Annotated in this window: 17 protein-coding genes; 3 read left to right on the top strand and 14 right to left on the bottom strand. The window is 37.3% G+C overall.

All coding sequences use genetic code 11. The annotated features are described in order from the left end of the window. Positions 1–82 precede the first annotated feature (82 nt). Positions 83–457, top strand: coding sequence for a lactoylglutathione lyase (gene gloA / locus IEV09_RS00085; RefSeq protein ID WP_188366228.1), 375 nt, complete (start codon positions 83–85; stop codon positions 455–457). A 67-nt stretch (positions 458–524) separates the two neighbouring features. On the opposite strand, the gene IEV09_RS00080 is transcribed toward gloA, so the two are convergent. From IEV09_RS00080 to zapA, 8 genes are all read right to left on the bottom strand, one after another. Further along, positions 525–1556 carry an alpha/beta fold hydrolase gene (locus IEV09_RS00080; protein ID WP_188366227.1) on the bottom strand — a complete coding sequence of 344 codons (1032 nt, stop codon included), beginning with the start codon at positions 1554–1556 and terminating at the stop codon, positions 525–527. A gap of 12 nt (positions 1557–1568) precedes the next feature. Beyond that, complete coding sequence (locus tag IEV09_RS00075; RefSeq protein ID WP_188366226.1) at positions 1569–2828, bottom strand: ABC transporter permease; 1260 nt, start codon at positions 2826–2828, stop codon at positions 1569–1571. Further along, positions 2821–3720, bottom strand: a complete 900-nt coding sequence (locus IEV09_RS00070; RefSeq protein WP_188366225.1) for an ABC transporter ATP-binding protein — start codon at positions 3718–3720, stop codon at positions 2821–2823. The genes IEV09_RS00075 and IEV09_RS00070 overlap by 8 nt, the downstream gene beginning before the upstream one ends. Before the next feature lie 152 nt (positions 3721–3872). Then, the gene (gene uvrC / locus IEV09_RS00065; RefSeq protein WP_188366224.1) at positions 3873–5672 is read right to left on the bottom strand and encodes an excinuclease ABC subunit UvrC; all 1800 of its coding nucleotides are present in this window, start codon (positions 5670–5672) and stop codon (positions 3873–3875) included. 111 nt (positions 5673–5783) lie between these two features. Next, a complete protein-coding gene (gene trxA / locus IEV09_RS00060) occupies positions 5784–6098 on the bottom strand; it encodes a thioredoxin (RefSeq protein ID WP_188366223.1) in 315 nt (104 codons plus the stop codon). 78 nt (positions 6099–6176) lie between these two features. Continuing rightward, the gene (locus IEV09_RS00055) at positions 6177–8543 is read right to left on the bottom strand and encodes an endonuclease MutS2 (protein WP_188366222.1); all 2367 of its coding nucleotides are present in this window, start codon (positions 8541–8543) and stop codon (positions 6177–6179) included. 65 nt (positions 8544–8608) lie between these two features. Then, the gene (locus IEV09_RS00050) at positions 8609–9160 is read right to left on the bottom strand and encodes a CvpA family protein (RefSeq protein ID WP_188366221.1); all 552 of its coding nucleotides are present in this window, start codon (positions 9158–9160) and stop codon (positions 8609–8611) included. 18 nt (positions 9161–9178) lie between these two features. Continuing rightward, entirely contained in the window at positions 9179–9619 is a 441-nt protein-coding gene (gene zapA, locus IEV09_RS00045; protein WP_188366220.1) for a cell division protein ZapA, read from the bottom strand. Between the two features lie 144 nt (positions 9620–9763). Here zapA and rnhC point away from each other — a divergent pair, with 144 nt between their 5' ends. Together rnhC and IEV09_RS00035 are read left to right on the top strand one after the other, a co-directional pair. Beyond that, on the top strand, positions 9764–10699 hold the full coding sequence (gene rnhC, locus IEV09_RS00040; protein WP_188366219.1) for a ribonuclease HIII: 936 nt from the start codon (positions 9764–9766) through the stop codon (positions 10697–10699). Further along, positions 10696–11802, top strand: a complete 1107-nt coding sequence (locus tag IEV09_RS00035; protein ID WP_188366218.1) for an NAD(P)/FAD-dependent oxidoreductase — start codon at positions 10696–10698, stop codon at positions 11800–11802. Before rnhC ends, IEV09_RS00035 begins: the two co-directional genes overlap by 4 nt. 311 nt (positions 11803–12113) lie before the next feature. On the opposite strand, the gene IEV09_RS00030 is transcribed toward IEV09_RS00035, so the two are convergent. The 6 genes from IEV09_RS00030 to IEV09_RS00005 form a co-directional block, all read right to left on the bottom strand. Continuing rightward, positions 12114–13670, bottom strand: a complete 1557-nt coding sequence (locus tag IEV09_RS00030) for a bifunctional metallophosphatase/5'-nucleotidase (protein ID WP_188366217.1) — start codon at positions 13668–13670, stop codon at positions 12114–12116. A gap of 70 nt (positions 13671–13740) precedes the next feature. Beyond that, positions 13741–15033 (bottom strand): extracellular solute-binding protein, encoded by a 1293-nt coding sequence (locus IEV09_RS00025; protein WP_188366216.1) that lies wholly within the window; start codon positions 15031–15033, stop codon positions 13741–13743. 26 nt (positions 15034–15059) lie between these two features. Then, positions 15060–16352 carry an MBL fold metallo-hydrolase gene (locus tag IEV09_RS00020; protein WP_188366215.1) on the bottom strand — a complete coding sequence of 431 codons (1293 nt, stop codon included), beginning with the start codon at positions 16350–16352 and terminating at the stop codon, positions 15060–15062. Further along, positions 16336–17154 (bottom strand): carbohydrate ABC transporter permease, encoded by an 819-nt coding sequence (locus IEV09_RS00015; protein ID WP_188366214.1) that lies wholly within the window; start codon positions 17152–17154, stop codon positions 16336–16338. The genes IEV09_RS00020 and IEV09_RS00015 overlap by 17 nt, the downstream gene beginning before the upstream one ends. Before the next feature lies 1 nt (position 17155). Next, positions 17156–18037, bottom strand: coding sequence for a carbohydrate ABC transporter permease (locus IEV09_RS00010; protein WP_188366213.1), 882 nt, complete (start codon positions 18035–18037; stop codon positions 17156–17158). Further along, positions 18037–19113 carry an ABC transporter ATP-binding protein gene (locus tag IEV09_RS00005; protein ID WP_188366212.1) on the bottom strand — a complete coding sequence of 359 codons (1077 nt, stop codon included), beginning with the start codon at positions 19111–19113 and terminating at the stop codon, positions 18037–18039. The genes IEV09_RS00010 and IEV09_RS00005 overlap by 1 nt, the downstream gene beginning before the upstream one ends. Positions 19114–19490 lie beyond the last annotated feature (377 nt).

Below are 19490 nucleotides of genomic sequence, written 5' to 3'. Positions count from 1 at the left end.
TTCCGACAATTCAAATAATATTATACAGAACGATAAGAGGTATGTTATGATAATAGTATTAGTTTGAGAGGATGATGTATCAATGAAAATGGCTCATACTTGTGTACGTGTAAAAGATTTAGAAGCGTCACTAGCCTTTTATCAAAAAGCGTTCGGCTTTGAAGAAGATCGCCGTCGTGATTTCCCAGAAGCAAAATTCACTCTGGTTTATTTAACGCTACCAGGAGATGGTTATGAACTTGAATTAACTTATAACTATGATCATGAAGGTTATGATCTTGGAAACGGTTATGGACACATCGCGATTTCAACAGATGATGTAGCTGCTTTACACAAAGTACATACAGAACAAGGTTTTGAAGTAACGGACTTAAAAGGCCTACCAGGTGTCCCACCTTCATACTATTTCGTAATAGATCCAGACGGCTATAAGGTTGAAGTCATTAGCAACCGTTAATCACTACTAAATAAAATACGATACGCCCCTTTTCATTGAACTTCGTCGATGAAAAGGGGCGTATTTTTTATGATTCAAAAAAATCCAGAATTCGTTGGTAAACCAGAGCATTTTCAATTTCATTTAATACTTCATGTTTCATGCCTTCGTATTCAAAAATTTGAACATCTTGATAGCCAATCGCTTCTAATGTCGCTTTTGTATCGGCTAGTCCAGTCAAACCTCCAGTAATTTCTTCATCTTCCATCCCACTCAAACTTAAAATCGGTAACATTGGGTTTTGACAGTGGTATTTTTTGATTTGTTTTAATTCATAGTCTGCTTGCCAAATCGTTGCGACACCTTGGTTCGTATAACCAGGAATCATTTGAGTATCGTTTTCTAATTTTTCAATTTGACTTAAATCATTCGTTAGCCAGCTTTTATCTTCATTCCCATAATCAGAAAGTCGTTTCAATAACCATGAATGTTTTTGTTCGCCTGTTAATTTATTAGCGATTTTAGCCAATTGAATACCCAATGGTGCAAGTTTTTGATAAGAAACCGTTCCTGTCAGTAACAACTTATCAATTAATTGATCGTTTTCTTTTAGATAATTTCTAGCTAAAATCGATCCAAAGGAATGACCATATAAATACATTGGAACGTCTGGATACTGTTCTTTAATAAAAGTAGTTAAGTAAACTTGATCTGCAACCATTCGGTCAACCCCAGGCATATGCCCTAGCGGATTTTGTTGATTCACGGATTCACCATGTCCACGATTGTCGCTTGTTAGTACGACATAACCATTATCTGCTAAAAAATTAGCGAAATCTTGGTAACGATTTTTATGCTCGAGAATACCGTGAATGATTTGAACAATCCCCTTAATTTTCTCGTTATCAGTGGGTTGCGTAATCGTTACAGCTAGTGGTAAACCATCATCAACCATTAAGAAAAAATTGCTTTGTTTATGGGGAATCGTGTCTGTGCTTTGTTTTTTATCCAGTTTCGGGAATTGATTATCTGGTCGATCACGAAATAAAAAATAAGTCGCGCCAATCCCCAGACCGAGTAAGCCTAGTGGTACCAAAAGTCTCCGTTGTTTTTTACGCATCTTTATCCACTCCTATTTATTTTTTTGACGTTCATTTTTCATTAAAACAATCGACTGTTTTAGCGCTGCCCAGATGCCATTGTCATTGTAAATCAATACATTTGAACGATACATTTTGGACGAGAACATTACTAAGGCAAGCAATGTTACAACTAAAATCGTAAGTGAAAGAATAATTTGAATCAATGGTACATTATCATTTGCTAAGCGAATCGGCATCGTATAAGACGAGATAAAGGGAATATACGAGGTGATTCGAATCGCCGCATGACCCGGGTTACTTAAGCCAAGTGTTAAACCGATCATATAACCAGCTAATGATAAGTAAGTGACTGGTAAAATGGCTTTACTAACATCTTCTACTTTGCTTACAAGTGAGCCACATAGTGCGGCTAATACGGCATAAATGAAGATTCCCAACATAAGATAGATAAGGGTGAACAGTAAGAATTCCCCAAAAATATCTTTTAGCGAAAACTCTGCTAAGAAGGCTGCGACACTTGGTCGATCTTTAATCCAGTAAAATCCAATCCCAAAACTAACGACATACACCGCTACTTGTGTTAATGCCACAAGTAAAATCCCACTTAATTTGCCATAAAAGTGACTTCGTGAAGAAACACTTGATAAGATGACTTCCATAATTCGTGTGCCTTTTTCAGAAGCAATTTCTTGAGCGATAATACTCGCATAGGTCATAATAAAAATAAAGAGTAAAATCGTACTCATCATTCCGACCAGTGTACGAATACCAGAAAAATCCGTTTCTTCTTGTAGATTGCCCGCTTCATTAAAGGAAATTTTTTGAACTTCAATGTTGACTGGTGTATTAATCGCTGCAACTTCTTCCAAGCTCAAACCAAGCGCTTGAGATCGAAGGGTCGTCTGAAGTTGACTCAACTGAAAATTAAGTCCCATTAACTTTTCTTGCGATGTGCTATCTTCACTTAATAGCTCGGCTGCGACCGTATTATCTTCAATCGTCAATAAAAGCAATCCGTCGATTTCTTCAGATTTCAAAGCTTTTTCTCCGGATTCCCGAGAATCATATGAAGTGAACTCCTTTTTAAATGCAGCTAACTCTGGAAGTGTTGCAGTTTCTGCTTGAATAACAATACCTGTCTGAAGGTCTTCACTATCGCTACTAGAAAACTGCCCTATGACATAAAAGGCACCTAAAGCTAGAAAGGGAGCCAATAGCATAATTAGAAATGAGACTGATTTAATATTTTTTAAATAGACGTCCTTTGTAATAATCCAATATTTATTCATGGCGTTCCCCTACTTTCTGCTTGAAAATTTCTTCTAAGGTGGGCGGTTGTTGATTAAACATCGGAATGTAACCATTTTTCGTTGCTGCTTCAAACAAGATCTTTCCAGCTTCTGGATCACTCAAGGTAATTTCTAAGGATTCATCTTCTCGCGGTTGCACCCGTTTAACACCAGGGATAGCTTCAACTTCCTCTACCGTTAATTGCGATTCTAAGAAAACTTTTGTACGGCCAAAGGATTGACGTATTTCATGTACGACACCATCTAAAACAGTTTGCCCATTATTTAACATAATTAAGTGATCACATATTTTCTCAACATGATCCATATTATGACTCGAAAAGATGACACAAGAACCTGATTTTTTTAAGGATAAAATCCCTTCTTTTAGGAGCTCAGCATTGACTGGGTCTAAACCACTAAAAGGTTCATCTAGAATAATTAATTTAGGCTCATGAATCAACGTCGCAATTAATTGAACCTTTTGTTGATTTCCTTTAGATAAAGTCTTAACTTTATCAGTCTTCTTCCCTTTAACTTGGAAACGTTCCATCCATTCATCGATTTTTGGTTCAATTTCTTTTTTTGTTTTGCCACGCAATTGAGCAAAGTAGACTAGTTGATCTTGAATTGAAATTTTAGGATATAACCCTCGTTCTTCTGGTAAATAGCCAATAATATCATATTCGTTTTTGCCAATTGGCTTACCTTCCCAAAGAATCTCTCCTCGATCAGCTTTTAAAAAATCAAGTATCAAACGAAACGTCGTCGTTTTTCCTGCACCATTTTGGCCAATTAACCCCATAATCGAGCCTGGTTTTACGGTAAACGTCAAATCATCCACAGCGCAATAATCATCAAATGTTTTACGCAACTCTTTTACTTCTAACATCTATTTCCCTCCTTGAATGCACTTACAACCAACAATTTCTTAAATAAAACGAGCAAAAAACATTTGAAGCGACCAAAATCGATTTCTTCAAACGCCCAATTGCTTGTTAAAAAGCGTTAGAATGATTGTCTATTAATAGAATAACATAGTTTTTACGTTGAGATAGGTCCTTTAGTCTGATTTTTTAAGTGTTCGAAAACATTTTTTGCAACTATTTTCGGTAGACCTTTTTCTATTAACTCCTCCTCAGTTGCTGCTTGAATATTTTTCAGCGATTTAAATTCCTTCAATAGCAGTTTTTTACGTTTAGGACCCAGACCTTCAATATTATCCAACTTTGATGCAAAACTTGTTTTACTACGTAGCTGACGATGAAAGGTAATTGCAAATCGATGAACCTCATCTTGGATGCGCTGTAACAAAAAAAATTCTGCAGAATTACGCTTCAATCCGATCACACCTAAAGGATCGCCATACAACAATTCACTCGTTTTATGCTTGTCATTTTTAGCAAGTCCGGCCACGGGTAAATCAATCCCAAGTTGATTTTCTAACACGTCTTTCGCAATATCGACCTGACCTTTACCGCCATCAATAATAATTAAATCTGGTAGCGGTAGCCCTTCCTTTAAAACTCTTGAATAACGGCGATAAATGACCTCACGCATCGAAGCATAATCATCTGGTCCTTGTACTGTTTTGATTTTGTATTTGCGGTACTCTTTTTTAGCGGGTTTGCCATCAACAAAGACGACCATAGCTGAAACCGGGTCGGTCCCCATAATATTCGAGTTATCAAATGCTTCAATTCGAATCGGTAGAGGGATGTTTAACGCATCGCCTAAGCGCTCAATCGCCCCAATCGTCCGCTCTTCTTTTCGTTCAATTAAATTAAACTTTTCGCTTAAAGCAATACGAGCATTTTTACCGGCTAATTCAACAATTTTTTTCTTATCTCCACGTTGGGGTTTTAATACTTTCGTTGCTACGACCGCTTCAACACTTTCTAAATCAATCTCACTTGGAATGAGCACTTCTTTTGGTAAAATGTGTTCGTTTTTTTGATAAAATTGTCCAATAAAGGTCAAAAAATCTTCTGGTGCTTCATTATAAAAAGGAAAAATAGACACATCGCGTTCAATTAACTTTCCTTGACGAACGAAGAAGACTTGGACACACATCCAGCCTTTATCAATCGCATAACCGAAAACATCACGATCCATAAAATCAGATTGTGTAATCTTTTGTTTCACCATAATCGACTCAATCGCTCGGATCTGATCACGAAATTCAGCCGCTTGTTCAAAAGCTAAATTTTCCGCCGCGCGGTTCATTTTGACTTCGATGTTGGCTTCAATCTCTTGATAATTGCCTCCTAAAAATTGGCGAATTCCTTCGACAATCTCTTGATAAACACTTGGATCCACATCAAAATGATAAGGACATAAACATTGCCCCATATGATAATACAAGCAAGGGCGTTTCGTATTCCCTGGACCACATTTTACGAGTGGAAATAAGCGATCCAATAATTTTTTGATTTCATTGGCTGCGCGCACATCAGGATAGGGACCAAAATAATAGGCTTTGTCTTTTAACACTTTTCTAGTAATTAATAATCTCGGGTATTTTTCATTCGTTATTTTAAGAAAAGGATACGTTTTGTCATCCTTTAGCATAATGTTGTATTTAGGATCATTTTTCTTAATTAAATTAATTTCTAATAGTAAAGCCTCGACATTTGATTCTGTGACAATGTATTCAAAATCGACAATTTCACTGACTAAACGCGTCGTTTTTGTGTCGTGACTTCCTGTGAAATAAGAACGTACGCGATTTTTTAATACTTTTGCTTTACCGACATAAATAATCGTTCCATTCTTATCTTTCATTAAGTAACAACCAGGCTCATCTGGTAAAAGGGCAAGTTTATGCTGAATTTGTTCATTCATTTTCTTCATTCCATTCTCGATTTATCCATACGTTAATTATACCACGAGGCAAGCTTCAAAGAAAAAAAGAGCCTAGAATCTCAAACAGATTCCAGCTCTTTTTTATATTTCTTACAAGTGAGGAGCAATTAACGCTTCTAGTTGTTCTTTCGTGTGAACACCAATTACTTTTTCAACGACTTCGCCATCTTTTTTCAAGATTAACGTTGGGATACTCATCACACCAAATTGTGCAGGAGTTGCCGGATTCGCGTCAACATCCATTTTTGTAATTTTTAATTCCTCTTCCTCATACGCTTCACCTAACTGATCTAAAATCGGTGCTTGCATACGACAAGGGCCACACCAAGCTGCCCAAAAGTCAATTAAGACTAAACCTTTATCTGTTTCTTGTGCAAACGATGCATCTGTAATTTCTACTGTCATTCCATTACCTCCAGTTTATGATGAAAGTATAGCACCTAATTGTTGTCTTGCCTAACGAGATGCTTACCTTTTCAAACGTTACTTAAATGTTACAATTGTGGCGCCATTTCCACCTTGATTTGCTGGCGCAAATTCAAAACTTTTGACACTACGATGATTTTTTAAATATTCGATAATCCCTTGGCGTAATGCCCCTGTCCCTTTACCATGAATAATCGTCACTTGCGGATAATTCGCTAACAGTGCTCCATCAATGTATTGATCGACCTCTCCTAGCGCCTCTTCATAACGTTTACCCCGTAAATCTAATTGTGTCGAAACGTGTGAACTATTACCCGAGCGGACTGTTGATAAGACACGTTGAACGGGTTCTTTGACTGGTGCTAAAGGTTCGAGTTCTTCTTCTGCTACCGTCATTTTTAAAATTCCAAGCTGTACTTGCCATTGATCATTACCAACTTTTTTCAATAATTCACCACGTTGACCATAAGAAGTAACCATCACTTCATCGCCAACTTTTAATTTTTTGGCCGCTTTGGCTTTTTGTAAAACTTTATTTTTTTGCAGATGATCCTCGGCATGCGATAAACCTGATAACTTGGTTTTCATGTCAATCAATTCGTGTTCTTTCACTCGATTTTGACCGCCACTTAATTGCATCTTACGAATATCGGCAATGATTTTTTCGGCTTCTTCTTTCGCTGTCTCCACGAGCTTATTGGCCTCTTTACGGCCTTTAGCTAATTCTTTTTCACGTTCCTCATAGAAATAACGATGTGCTTCTTCTAGTTCCTTCTTAATTTTCTCGGACGCTTCAAGTGATTGACGTAGCTCTAAGTATTCCGTTTCAGCCATTTTACGACGATTTTCTAAATCTGCGATCATTTCATTGAGATCTTGACTTTCTCCGTCAATAATCTGTTTCGCCGATTCAATGATCTGATGGTCTAACCCCAGACGTCGAGAGATTTCAAAGGCGTTACTTCTTCCTGGCACTCCAATTAATAAACGATAAGTCGGGCTCAAAGTGTCGACATCAAACTCCATCGACGCATTAATTGTGTTTGGACGATTATAGCCATAAATTTTCAATTCAGGATAGTGAGTCGTCGCCATGACGTACGTCGAACGGCTTCCCATCTCATCTAAAATCGCAATTGCTAACGCTGCACCTTCTTGTGGATCGGTTCCAGCACCTAGTTCATCGAATAAAACCAAACTTTTTTCATTGGCACGATTTAGAATATCGACAATATTAACCATATGCGAAGAAAAAGTTGATAAATTTTGTTCAATTGATTGTTCATCACCAATATCGGCAAAAACTTCGTCAAAGATTCCCATTTGGCTTTGTTCATCAACTAAAATTGGTAACCCTGATTGCCCCATTAACTGTAATAAACCCAGTGTTTTTAAGGCAAGCGTTTTTCCGCCGGTATTTGGTCCGGTAATCACGATTGCTTGATAATCTTTTCCGAGTGAAATATCATTTGCAACAACTTTTTCGGAAGGTATCAACGGATGACGTGCTTGTTTGAAGGTCACTTGATTTTCTAAATTAATCTCAGGCACAATCGCTTGATACTCTTTCGCAAAACGAGCCTTCCCATTCATGAAATCAAATTTTCCAATCACATAAGCATTGTGAATAATCTCTTTTCGATAAGGGACTAATTCTGCTGATAATTCTGATAAAATTCGAGCGACTTCATTTTTTTCGGCAATTTGTTGTTGACGCAAACGGTTGTTTAATTCGACAATTTGTTTCGGTTCAACAAATAATGTTTGACCAGACGCACTTTGATCGTGAATGACACCGCCAAAGACACTACGGTACTCGCTTTTAACTGGAATAACATAACGTTCATTACGCATCGTCACAATTGCATCACTTAGGTAACGAGCATTATTGCCACGAATCAAACCATCGAGCGTTTCGCGGATACTCTGCTCACTACGTCGAATTTGTTGACGAACTTGACGTAAAGCATCAGACGCATCATCGGTTACCCGACCATCTTCATCGATTGACGTTTTTAAACGTTTCGTTAATTCGGGTAAATGCATCAGCTGTTTAGCCCAATCGTACAAACGTAAGAATTCAATTTCACTTTCTTTCAATTCTTCGATAAAACGATATAACTCACGCGTTGTCGTTAATACGCGCGTAATTTGAGCTAATTCGACACCATTTAAATCGGCACCAATTTCGATACGTTTCATATGCGGTCGAATATTTTCAATTTTAGGGACTGGAATCCCTCCACGTAAACGGTGAACTTTCATCCCATCTTGTGTTTCATCTAACCATGTTTCAATCCGACTAACATCTGAAATCGGCTCGAGTTCTGCCAGTTCTTCCTTTCCTTGCGCAGTTGCTAGATAAGGAATAATCAATTGTTTGACTTGCTCAAACTCTAATGTTTTTAAAATACGTGAATTCAATTAACTCACCTTTCTTTCTTTAACCATTAAAAGAGGGACTGATCGACTCGTCCCTTTCCTTCTTTTTACGACCCAATAAGCTGAGTAATCCAAATTTTTTCGAAATAATCTGCTAAAAATGGGCTTTTTTCAATAATAAATCTCGGGATTGACCCTACTTCAAATAGATTTTGAATGCTATCAATTGGAATCAGCGTTAATAACTTAAACAGTAAGAATATCCAAACATAGGCAATCACTAAGTTCATCACCCCAGCAACAATTCCATCAACTGAAGGAATTAATTGTTGATACCTTAACGCACTGGCTAATATTCCAATAAATTTCGTGATTAAATAGACGAACATTAAAATACCGATAAATGATAATCCCGCATAAAAAGATTTGTCTAAATCAAAGGATTTTTCTTGAGTGAAAAAAACCATCTTAGTATCAGGGGACACGGATAAATAAGGTACATAGAGCGAAATCTTTTCGCCTAGCTGTTCATAATATTTTTTGGCAATTAGGAAAGCAATGAAAAAGCCTCCTGAATAAACGAGTTGTAATGCCGTTCCACGACGGTTACCACTATAAAATGCTAGTAGTAATATTAATACAATTAGTATTCCAATCATTGCTTAACCCCTTTTCTGTTAGCTTTTTAATGATTTCTGTTGGATTGTACGCTTGCGCTCTTCATTTAAAATATTTTGAGCTTCCATATGATTGCGTATTTCGACATCGCCACGTCCTGTCCGTTCGAGAACTTCGCGCGCTTCAATCTCAATCGCTTCAATTCGTTTGAGGCGATTTTCAAGTTCTAACGATTTAATCGCTTGCTCTTGTAGTTCTTCAACTTTTTCTTTTAATACTAATAATTCTTCTTGTTTTTTCAACTGATCAGATAACGCATTAATCCCCAATAAAATTGCCGCTTCTTCCACACTAATTTGTGGTGACAATTGACGAATATCTTCCAATTGTTGATTGACAAGTTTTGTCACACGGTCCATATGTTGACTCGATTCTTGTCCAATAATTGTATACGATTGATTTGCAATGACTGCTTTGTAACGAATTTTTGCTTTGGCCATTGAAGTAAACTCCTCCTACTAAAAAAACTACTCCTAAACATTATAAAAGAAAAATGGTTTTTTTGCTATGCGCTTTCCTCTTTTATTAACTTATTCTTCATTTTTATGTGATAAAATAGTAAAAAACAGTGAAAGAGGTTTATTATGAGTCACGTTGTTATTCAATTACCTAAAAATCAAATAATCAAACTCCAACAGTTTTATCAAAATGAATTATTAAATAAAAATGTTCCTTACACGCAATTCGTTGCAAAAAAAAATGGAACAACCATTACAGCTTATACTTCAGGTAAAATTTTATTCCAAGGGGCGAGCGCGGAACAAGAAGCCAGTCGTTGGCAAGACACAGTCCCTTCCCTTGAGAAAGCTACCAAAAAAAAGAATCCAGGAACTAACAATTTGCCCAAAAACTTAGCTGAACTTAGTTTTATTGGTAGTGACGAAGTCGGTAATGGCAGCTATTTTGGTCCATTGATTGTCTGTGCCGTCTATGCGGATAAAGAACATTTGCCTCTTTTAAAACAACTAGGCGTCAAAGATTCCAAAATGCTAACTGATCATGACATTCGTGAACTAGCACCAAAAATCAAGAAACTTGTGCCCTTTAAGTTACTAGAAGTGACACCTAGCAAATACAATCAGATCCAACCGCGATACAACGCAGTCCACATGAAAGTTGTACTACATAATCAAGCGATTCGTTTATTGCTTGAAATGATCGATCCAACGAAACCCGAAGGTATTTTAATTGATCAGTTCACCCCTGAATCAAGCTATCGAAAATACTTAAAAGGTGAAGCCGAGCAAGTTACAGACAACCTCTATTTTGTAACAAAAGGTGAACAGTATCACCTTGCTGTGGCAGCTGCATCGATTTTATGTCGGGCACAATTTTTAGATAGTTTGGATATCGGCTCAAAAGAAGTTGGATTCACCCTTCCTTCCGGTGCCGGTACTAAATCAGACCAAATTGCTGCTCAAATTCTGCGCAAAGGCGGTATGGAACTATTAAGTCAGCACGCTAAACTCCACTTTGCCAATACTAAAAAGGCTCAAAAATTGGCAGGTGATTTCGAATGAAAAAAGTCGCTATTATCGGTGGCGGAATCATTGGCATGACCTTAGCAAATTATCTTGATCCAGAACAATTTCAGGTGACCATATATGACTCAGGTATTGGCCAAGCAACTAAGGCAAGCGCTGGAATTATTTCACCCTGGCTTTCTAAACGCCGCAATAAAAAATGGTATCAATTGGCGAAGGACGGCGCTGCTTTTTTTCCACAATTAGTGGCAGATTTTCAACTGGATAGCACAGTCTATCAGCAGACAGGTACCTTAATTTTTCGTAAAGAGGAGGAACTTGAGGCGCTCTACGACTTCGCTAAACAACGACATATCGAAACACCCGAAATGGGTGATGTGCAGTTACTTAGTGAAGCGGAAACGACCGCTGCTCTTCCACTTTTAAAACCGCGGAAATCTTTAAAAATTAGTGGCGGTGGGAAATTGGACGGCCAAGCCTATCTCACTCGTCTCGCTCAAACAGCGGAAGAAAAAGGCGTTCGTATCATCCATACAAATGTCCGCATCGAACGATCGGGTGAACAATTCATTGTTATCGATAACCAACAGCATACAAGCGTTGATATTGTCATCGTAACTGCTGGACCTGCACTTAAAAACCTCTTGGAACCCCTGGGTTATCAAGTCGATATTCGCCCACAAAAAGGACAACTTCTAGAGTTTGAGACCTCCCATCAATCGAGCCACTCGTGGCCGGTCGTTATGCTTGATGGCGAAGCCGATTTCATTCCTTTCGAGAATGGAAAAATCTTGATCGGTGCGACACACGAAAACGAAGCAAAATGGGACTTAACACCCACGGCAGCAGCTTTCGATCAACTTTGGAATCATGCCCAAGAATTTTTAATTGATCCTAACACATTTAAAAACTCTTCTTATACTTTCCGAGTAGGAACACGTGCTTATACTTCCGATTTCGCACCTTTTTTCGGTGAAGTCGAATCAAAAATCAATCTATTCGCGGCTAGCGGTTTAGGTTCTTCAGGTTTAACTGTCGGTCCATTAATTGGCTATTTGCTTGCACAACAAATCAATGGTACCCCTCAACAAACAGAACACTACCAAAAACCAATGACTACCTATATTCAAAAAATGTAATCAAAAAGACCGAACATCTAGCGATGATTCGGTCTTTTCATTCTTTATCGTAATAAACAAAACACTTGATTTATGACCTCTTATAAAACGGTATAAATGAAGCTGCAATTCGGTCTTAAGCTAGAATCTTTTTGAAAGAAAGACCCTTTCAAACGATTCTTTGCTTATGACTCATCGCAAAGCGCTTCATTTATGACCTCAGATTTAAACGGTATAAATGAAGCTGCAATTCGGTCTTAAGCTAGAATCTTTTTGAAAGAAAGACCCTTTCAAACGATTCTTTGCTTATGACTCATCGCAAAGCGCTTCATTTATGACCTCTTTATAATAAAGTTATTGTTTGTTTCTGCTTTTATTTTTGGATGTTTTCTTAGATAGTCTGAAATGAGTTCGGTCATATCGATTGGAATTTCTTTGATGATTTTATCGGGTGAAAACATTTGGTAATTTCCACCACCAACACCGCGATATTGATTCATAACGACTTGCAATCGATCAGTATCCTTTACGGGTTGTCCTTTATACAATAGTTTCGTTACGCGTTCGCCCATTGGTTGCGTTAGATCGATGACGTATTCAATTCCTTCATACATATCATAATTGTAGTATTGTGGTTTCGGTTCGACGTATTTCGGATTAAAGATGACTTCTCCAGCTTCAATCACAAAATAAGTTGCCGTTTGTTCGAGTGCTTGTCTCAAATCTTTCCCAGAAATTTCCAACACTGCTAATGTATTCGGGTAAATATAATTCGTTAAGACATCACGCATAGTAATCGTTGATTCAAAACCCTTCCCATCATTATTGAATAGTGAGGTTAAAGAAATATCTGCCCCACTGGCAGCCATTTGAACCTTGTTAATAAACTCAATATAAGGATGTTCGAGTAATCGAGCAGCATTTGGATCGGTAATCGTCATATCTCCCGTAACTTCTCCTAATGTTTGATCCAGCCAATTTTCAACTTCCTCACTGATTGCCGTCATTTTTTGGATCGTCGGTTGATCAACGGTTGTTTCTGCTGTCGAATGAATCGCTGCACGACTTTCTAAGACTTTTATTTCTCCATTTTTTTGTTCAATTGTTAAAGTGATTTCCCCTAAAAATGCCCCTCTGAACCCTGGTTGAATAACAGGTACGCCATTAACACTTGTCGCAATTTCACGGTGCTGATGGCCTGTAATTAGCGCATCAATGCCTGTTACTTCTTGCAACAGCGCGTATCCTTCATTTTCTCCAGTCAAAGCTTCCGTCGGTTCACCTGTTACTAAATCACGCTCAAAGCCACCGTGATAGGCAACAATGACAATATCGGCCTCTGCTCTTAGTTTTGGCACATATTCCTTAGCGGTTTCAACGATACTTTTAAACGTTAACCCGCGAATCGTTTCCGGCTGTTCCCAATGTGGAATGTATTGAGTAACCATACCTAAAACAGCAATTTTTATTCCTTCTTTTTCTAAAATAACATAGGGTTGACCAAAAGCGACCTCCCCAGCTTCATTTAAAATATTGGCAGCCAAGACTGGATGGTTATAGCTAGAAATGGCAGACTCTAAATAGTCAATGCCATAGTTAAATTCATGGTTGCCAATCACGCTCGCATCATACTGGATATCATTTAGAACATCAATAATCGCTTTGGCACCATGCTGTGCATTTTTACGTACGTAGTAACTTAATGGTGACCCTTGAATAAAATCACCATTCTCAATTTTGACAACCGGACCCTTTACACGCGACTCGATCTCTTTGACTTTTGTCGCAATTCGTGCGGCTCCAAAAGGTAAATCCATTGCTCTTTCCGTAAAGTTCGTCGGTAAAATATAACCATGCAAATCGCTTGTTGCTAAAATTGTTAACTCCATTTCTTCGCTCTCCTAACTAAAAAAGGAGCGGTGTTGCTTATCGCCCACCTGCTCCTTTTTGATTCAATAATTATTGATTAAATGCATTTTCTAATAAAGGTGCTGACTCTTCGATTAATGTATCCAAGTCTTTTGTTGGGTTTGCTAAAATGTTTTCCATGATTACACGGATTTCATTGTATGCCGCATCGCCATTTTCAATTACTGGAATCGAGAACAATTCAGTTGTTGCATCTGCTAAAGAAACTGGCACTTTCATACCTGAGTTTTTGTATTCATCGCTTTGGACAACCGACTCAACAATTGGCATGTATCCTGTAGTAATTGCCCAGTCTAATTGCGATTCTGGTGTTGCTAAGAATTTCATTAATAAATAGCCAGCTGTACGTTGTTCTTTTGTTGCGCTATCAAACATATAAAGATCCGTACCTTGTTGTAAATTGATTGCTTCTGGACGTTTCACGGCATTGTATTCAAATTTCCCTTTTGTATCATTTGCAGTATAACCTTCACCGGCTGTTGAACCAATGAAAATAGCTACTTGCTCGTTAGCAAATGGACCTGATAAATACTTATCTGAACCGGCGATACGGAAGTAACCTTCTTTCACACCTTCAAAATAGTAGTTAATTAATTCTTTTGATTCATCACTTGCAAGATCCATCTCTGGACTAATTTCTACCCCACGGTTTTGCATACCGATTGCATAGTAGTTATTTAATGAGTCAAAACCAGCCCCAACGACTTTACCTTCTGATTTTTCGTAGATTGTTTTTGAAACTTCTTTCAATTCATCAAAGTTCGTTGGTACTTCCACACCGTATTCTTCAAACATGTCTACGTTATAAAACATCATTTCTGTTGATTTGTTAAATGGAATTCCGACCTGTTTGCCTTCAATTTTCGCGCCATCTAATAACGACGGAATAATTGGTTCTTGGTCTCCCCAACCAATTGTTTCATTATCAATATATGTACCTAAGTCAACTAACATGTTGTCTAACGCTGCATCTCTTAACCAACCTGGGTAAGCTTGCGTTAACGTTGGAAGATCTTTTGGTGATGGTAATGTCGAATTGATTTTTGCTTGTAAATCACCATAAGATGATTGGTTTTGCAACTCAACTTTGATTTTCGGATTTTCTTCCATGAACAAGTTTGTTAAGCGTGTTAACGCTTCTTCTTGTGCACCGTTCATCGCATGCCAAAACGTAATATTTGTTTCCTCGGTAATTTCTGTGACAACATCTTCTGTAGCACCTTGATCGCCACTACTAGAATCCGTCTTACCTCCTCCACATGCTGCTAATGCAAATGTTGCGGCCACGGCCAATGATGTTACTGCGAAACGTTTGAACTTCATTTTTTTCTCCCCTTAAACCAATTTTTTTACAACACAATACGTTCGCCTCGTTCAGGCAATATTCTTTCACCATACGGATTTTCCAGTTTTTCTGGTCGAAGCGTATGGATTGGAACCAATAATTTGGGTTCAATCAATGCAATGATTTTATCTAAATCATCTGGAAATGCATGTCCTGAACATGCTAATCGAACAAATTCAATCTCATTGTCCGCTAGCGCTTGTAAAAAGAGTGCATATTTAGGATCAAAATCTCCTAAAGGTTGGGCATCACTGTGAATGTATAAGCCACCTTTTGGTAAATCTTCATAGTTATCCACAATTTGCCAAATATATTGCGTACGATCCGCTAATAATGTTTCATACGAAATTTCTAATGTTGTATCTAAGCTTGCAATTTTACTTGCTTGATTACGGTAATAATAAGGAACCTGCGTCCCAAATATCTCTAAAATTAAAGCCGCCATCGTCGCTTCTAGGACGACTGTCCGTGGTGATGCTTCAATGATTTTTTCAAAACGTTTCACGTTGGCTGGATAGCCATTAAACGTTAACGAGCGTTCAGGATTTTCAGCGACAAGTTTCACAAAATGTTGAACTAAATCGGTTTCGCTTAACACTTTTAATTGTTTCCCATCCTCTTCTCTTTCTGGGAAACTGATACTTACACCTTCCATCATTAAAACGTCCGTATGTTTGGCTAAGTTACAGAAAGCCAGAGAATCTTCGACATTGTGTCCGTGAAGTCGCAAATCCCCAGTATACGTAATGAAGTGATCAGGTGTGCGAATGAGTAAGGCCGCTGCACCATAGGCATCATGATCGACTGGCACAATTTCAACTGAAATTTCTCCAACTTCGATGATGTCATGGGCATTTAAACCGATCATTTCACGAGTGAAATTTTTCGCTTCGAAGGGTGATGGAATCAAAAAATCACCCATTTGATTCAGCGTATTTAAAATTGCCTTGGATTCTTTCATTGTATACAGCGGAACTTTTGGATCTAAATAGTTAATCATTCTCGAATGATCGAGATGGACATGGGATAAGAAAACTGCCGTATGTTGGTAGTCATTCGTATCTGTTCCTTGATAACTATACTCTAAACGTGAATCGTAAAGATCTTTTAATTCAGGAACTAAACGATTGTCTAAAAGCGTGCGTAATTCATCGTTTGGTAAATCTAATTCTGGGCGAAATTCCGTCCCAAAGTCAAAGAAGATATGCGCATCTTTATACGCGACTTCAATCACCGTTCCACCAATCGTCAAAATCCCACTGTGAAAGGTAATGGTTGTTTTATCCTTTAATACCATTTTTTGCCACTCCTCGAATAATTTCTTTTCTAAAGACTAAATAAATAATTAAAATCGGAATAACGGTTAACGTTGCAGCAGCCATTTGTAAATGGACATCGCTTCCTGCTTCCGTCGTAAAGGCAGATAATCCATTATTTAATAGACGATATTTTTTATCATTTGTTACTAATAGTGGCCATAGGAATGAATTCCAACTCGAAATAAACGTTAAAATAGCGACCGTCACTAATGCCGGTTTTGACATCGGGACTAAAATACGCCAAATATATTCTAAATCGGTTGCCCCATCAATTTTTGCTGCCTTATAAAACGTTGCTGGAATGCTTCTTAAATACCCATTTAAATAGTAAATATAAAAGATACTCGTTAAAAACGGCACGATTAAAGCGGTGTATGAGTTCAATAAGCCCATTTTTAAAATCGTGTGGTAATTTGTAAAAATAATCGATTCATAAGGGACCATTAATAAAGAAATCATCACCATTAAGACGAGATTCTTGTATTTAAAATTTAAACTCGTTAAAGCAAACGATGCTAAAACAGCGGTCACGACCGTCGCAATCGTTGTCACACTCGAAACAAATACTGTATTAAAGAAATAACGAACAAATGGCGCCTTTGTGAAGACGGTTGTAAAGTTGACCCATTGTAACTTCTCTGGGAAAAGCGTTGGTGGAATACTTGTCGCTTCACTGTACGTCATTAAACCCGACAAAATCATATAAATGAATGGAAATAACGTGACGATTGCTGCTACAACAAGGAAAACCAGTGATATGCCTGTACCTACTTTTTTCATTTTAATTCCCCACTTTCTTTAAAAATTTATTTTGTAAGAAAGTAACGACTAAAATGATAATAAATAAAATCACTGTTGCTGCCATCGCAATTCCCGGACGTCCCGCAATGTGGAACTTATCATAGATATAAAAGACAGCAGTCGTTGCACTATTGGCAATACCAGCTTGTCCGCCAAATAATGCGTAAACTTGCGTGTACACTTTAAAGGCACTAATCAGATTGACCGTTAATAAAAAGGCAATCGTTGGAACAAGTTGTGGAAAGGTAATGCGACGGAAAATTTCCCAATCCGTTGCACCGAACATCTTAGCAATTTTAAAGTGTTCCTCGTCAATATTTCTCAAACCGGCTAATAAAATAATAATATTAAAAGCCAAACTCGTCCAAATCCCAAAAATGATTAACGTCGTCACACTCATATCAACGGAATCTAGCCAGTTAACCGCTGGAATACCAACCAAACCTAAAAGGTAGTTAATGATTCCATATGAACCATTAAAGAAATAACGAAAGACAATACCTATCGCAATCGTACTTGTAACGTAAGGCATAAAAAAGATTGTTTCAAAAAAAGATTTATGTTTAACTTTTTCGAAGATAATCCAAGCAATCGCCAAGGAAATAATCAACGCAATCGGGACGGTCCCAAAAGCAAAATATGCCGTATTTTTTAGCGCACGATAAAAGAGCGGATCCGTTAATACCTTTTGATAGTTCTCGATACCACTAAACTCTTGTCGAATCAGCGTTCCTGTTTGAAAACTCATATAAAACGAACGAAACAAAGGATAAATACTGAATACAAGAATCACCGCTAAAGACGGAAATAGGAACAACCATGCTTTGCGCTCATTCTCCGGATTATAGTTTTTCTTCATCATTAGTATATTCTTTCTCCATTTTCTTTAAAAATAAAGGCTTTATGGTAAGCAAAATCAAAGTGACGGTGCTCGTTTTCTTCAATGACGTTTTCGACACTTACAATCGATTTAACATTTTCATTTGCCAAAGCAAAGTTTAAAATCCGTTCACGACCGATTAACTCCACTCCTTTGATTTCACTGGCAAATAGACTTTCTGTTTCTTCTACTGGAATCACATCTTCTGGACGAATGCCAAAGAAATAATGACCATCTGCTAGTGCTGATTTAAACCGGTTTACTTCGAAGCGATCCGTAGAAACATTCCAAGATTCGTGAATGATTTTTCCGTCCTTTACTTCGACCGGTAAGATATTAATAATTGGATTGCCAATAAATTGAGCAACAAATAAATTATTTGGTTCTAAATATAAATTTTGTGGGTCATCATTTTGTTGAATCACACCTTCATTTAGTAAGATAATTTTATCACTGATTGAAAGAGCTTCTTCTTGGTCATGCGTGACAAAAATCGTTGTAATACCTACTTCTTTGACTAAACGGCGGATTTCTTCACGAATCTTCAAACGTAGACGCGCATCAAGGTTACTTAATGGCTCATCAAGTAATAAGACTTCTGGCTTTTGAACAAGTGCACGTGTAATTGCCACTCGTTGTTGCTGCCCACCGGAAAGCGTTCCAGGTTTTTTTTGGCCCAAATCTTCAATATTCGTCAATTTCATATATTCTAAAGCAATTTCTTTTGCTTCATTTTTTGAAATTTTCTTTTTACCAACTGTTAAAGGAAACATAATATTCTCTAAAACAGTCATATGCGGATAAAGAGCATAGTTTTGAAATACAAAACCAATGTTGCGATCTTTTGGTTCTGTTTTAATAACTGAATCGCCTTTAAATTGAATATCTCCACCTGTTGGTGAGAGCAAACCTGCAATTAAATTAAGAATTGTTGATTTACCACAACCACTTGGTCCTAATAAACAAACCAAATCACCTTTTTCAATCGTAAAATTAACCGATTTTAATGCTTCAAAACCATTATCGAAAACTTTATTCAAATCAATAACATCAATCATTAAATAAACCTCCAAGTAATTTTCTTCATTACGCTTACTAGTTTAACACTACTAAGATAACAATTTGTTTAAAATTCAATGATAATTTATACCCGTTTTTTAATCTTTCTTTAAAACTAAAGCCTTTATTACTTCAATACTGCGTTCATTTTGAGTTTTTTTTTGAAAAATCCCCTTTTTATTCTTTTTTGAAAGTATGTTTTTTGCCATTGATTCTAAATAACAATCGCTTTCTATCATAGTGTACCTTACAATTTCAAAAAAGAAAAAGCGAAACCCTTGTACGACTCAATTATTTTTTTTATCGCTTGAATTTACAATATAAGTGCAACACCAAAAGAGACTCATTGCTTCAAACCTAGTAAAATAGTGTTTAC

The sequence above is a fragment of the Enterococcus alcedinis genome, from assembly GCF_014635985.1.
In the GTDB taxonomy this organism is placed as follows: domain Bacteria; phylum Bacillota; class Bacilli; order Lactobacillales; family Enterococcaceae; genus Enterococcus_I; species Enterococcus_I alcedinis.
Note: the sequence above shows the minus strand (reverse complement) of the source record. Positions and strands in the feature narration are given on the sequence as shown.

Excerpts from the sequence above, each read along its gene's own strand:
- gloA (WP_188366228.1), top strand. The coding sequence starts at position 83 with ATGAAAATGGCTCATACTTGTGTACGTGTAAAAGATTTAGAAGCGTCA.
- IEV09_RS00080 (WP_188366227.1), bottom strand. The coding sequence starts at position 1,556 with ATGCGTAAAAAACAACGGAGACTTTTGGTACCACTAGGCTTACTCGGT.
- IEV09_RS00075 (WP_188366226.1), bottom strand. The coding sequence starts at position 2,828 with ATGAATAAATATTGGATTATTACAAAGGACGTCTATTTAAAAAATATT.
- IEV09_RS00070 (WP_188366225.1), bottom strand. The coding sequence starts at position 3,720 with ATGTTAGAAGTAAAAGAGTTGCGTAAAACATTTGATGATTATTGCGCT.
- uvrC (WP_188366224.1), bottom strand. The coding sequence starts at position 5,672 with ATGAATGAACAAATTCAGCATAAACTTGCCCTTTTACCAGATGAGCCT.
- trxA (WP_188366223.1), bottom strand. The coding sequence starts at position 6,098 with ATGACAGTAGAAATTACAGATGCATCGTTTGCACAAGAAACAGATAAA.
- IEV09_RS00050 (WP_188366221.1), bottom strand. The coding sequence starts at position 9,160 with ATGATTGGAATACTAATTGTATTAATATTACTACTAGCATTTTATAGT.
- zapA (WP_188366220.1), bottom strand. The coding sequence starts at position 9,619 with ATGGCCAAAGCAAAAATTCGTTACAAAGCAGTCATTGCAAATCAATCG.
- rnhC (WP_188366219.1), top strand. The coding sequence starts at position 9,764 with ATGAGTCACGTTGTTATTCAATTACCTAAAAATCAAATAATCAAACTC.
- IEV09_RS00035 (WP_188366218.1), top strand. The coding sequence starts at position 10,696 with ATGAAAAAAGTCGCTATTATCGGTGGCGGAATCATTGGCATGACCTTA.
- IEV09_RS00030 (WP_188366217.1), bottom strand. The coding sequence starts at position 13,670 with ATGGAGTTAACAATTTTAGCAACAAGCGATTTGCATGGTTATATTTTA.
- IEV09_RS00025 (WP_188366216.1), bottom strand. The coding sequence starts at position 15,033 with ATGAAGTTCAAACGTTTCGCAGTAACATCATTGGCCGTGGCCGCAACA.
- IEV09_RS00020 (WP_188366215.1), bottom strand. The coding sequence starts at position 16,352 with ATGGTATTAAAGGATAAAACAACCATTACCTTTCACAGTGGGATTTTG.
- IEV09_RS00015 (WP_188366214.1), bottom strand. The coding sequence starts at position 17,154 with ATGAAAAAAGTAGGTACAGGCATATCACTGGTTTTCCTTGTTGTAGCA.
- IEV09_RS00010 (WP_188366213.1), bottom strand. The coding sequence starts at position 18,037 with ATGATGAAGAAAAACTATAATCCGGAGAATGAGCGCAAAGCATGGTTG.
- IEV09_RS00005 (WP_188366212.1), bottom strand. The coding sequence starts at position 19,113 with ATGATTGATGTTATTGATTTGAATAAAGTTTTCGATAATGGTTTTGAA.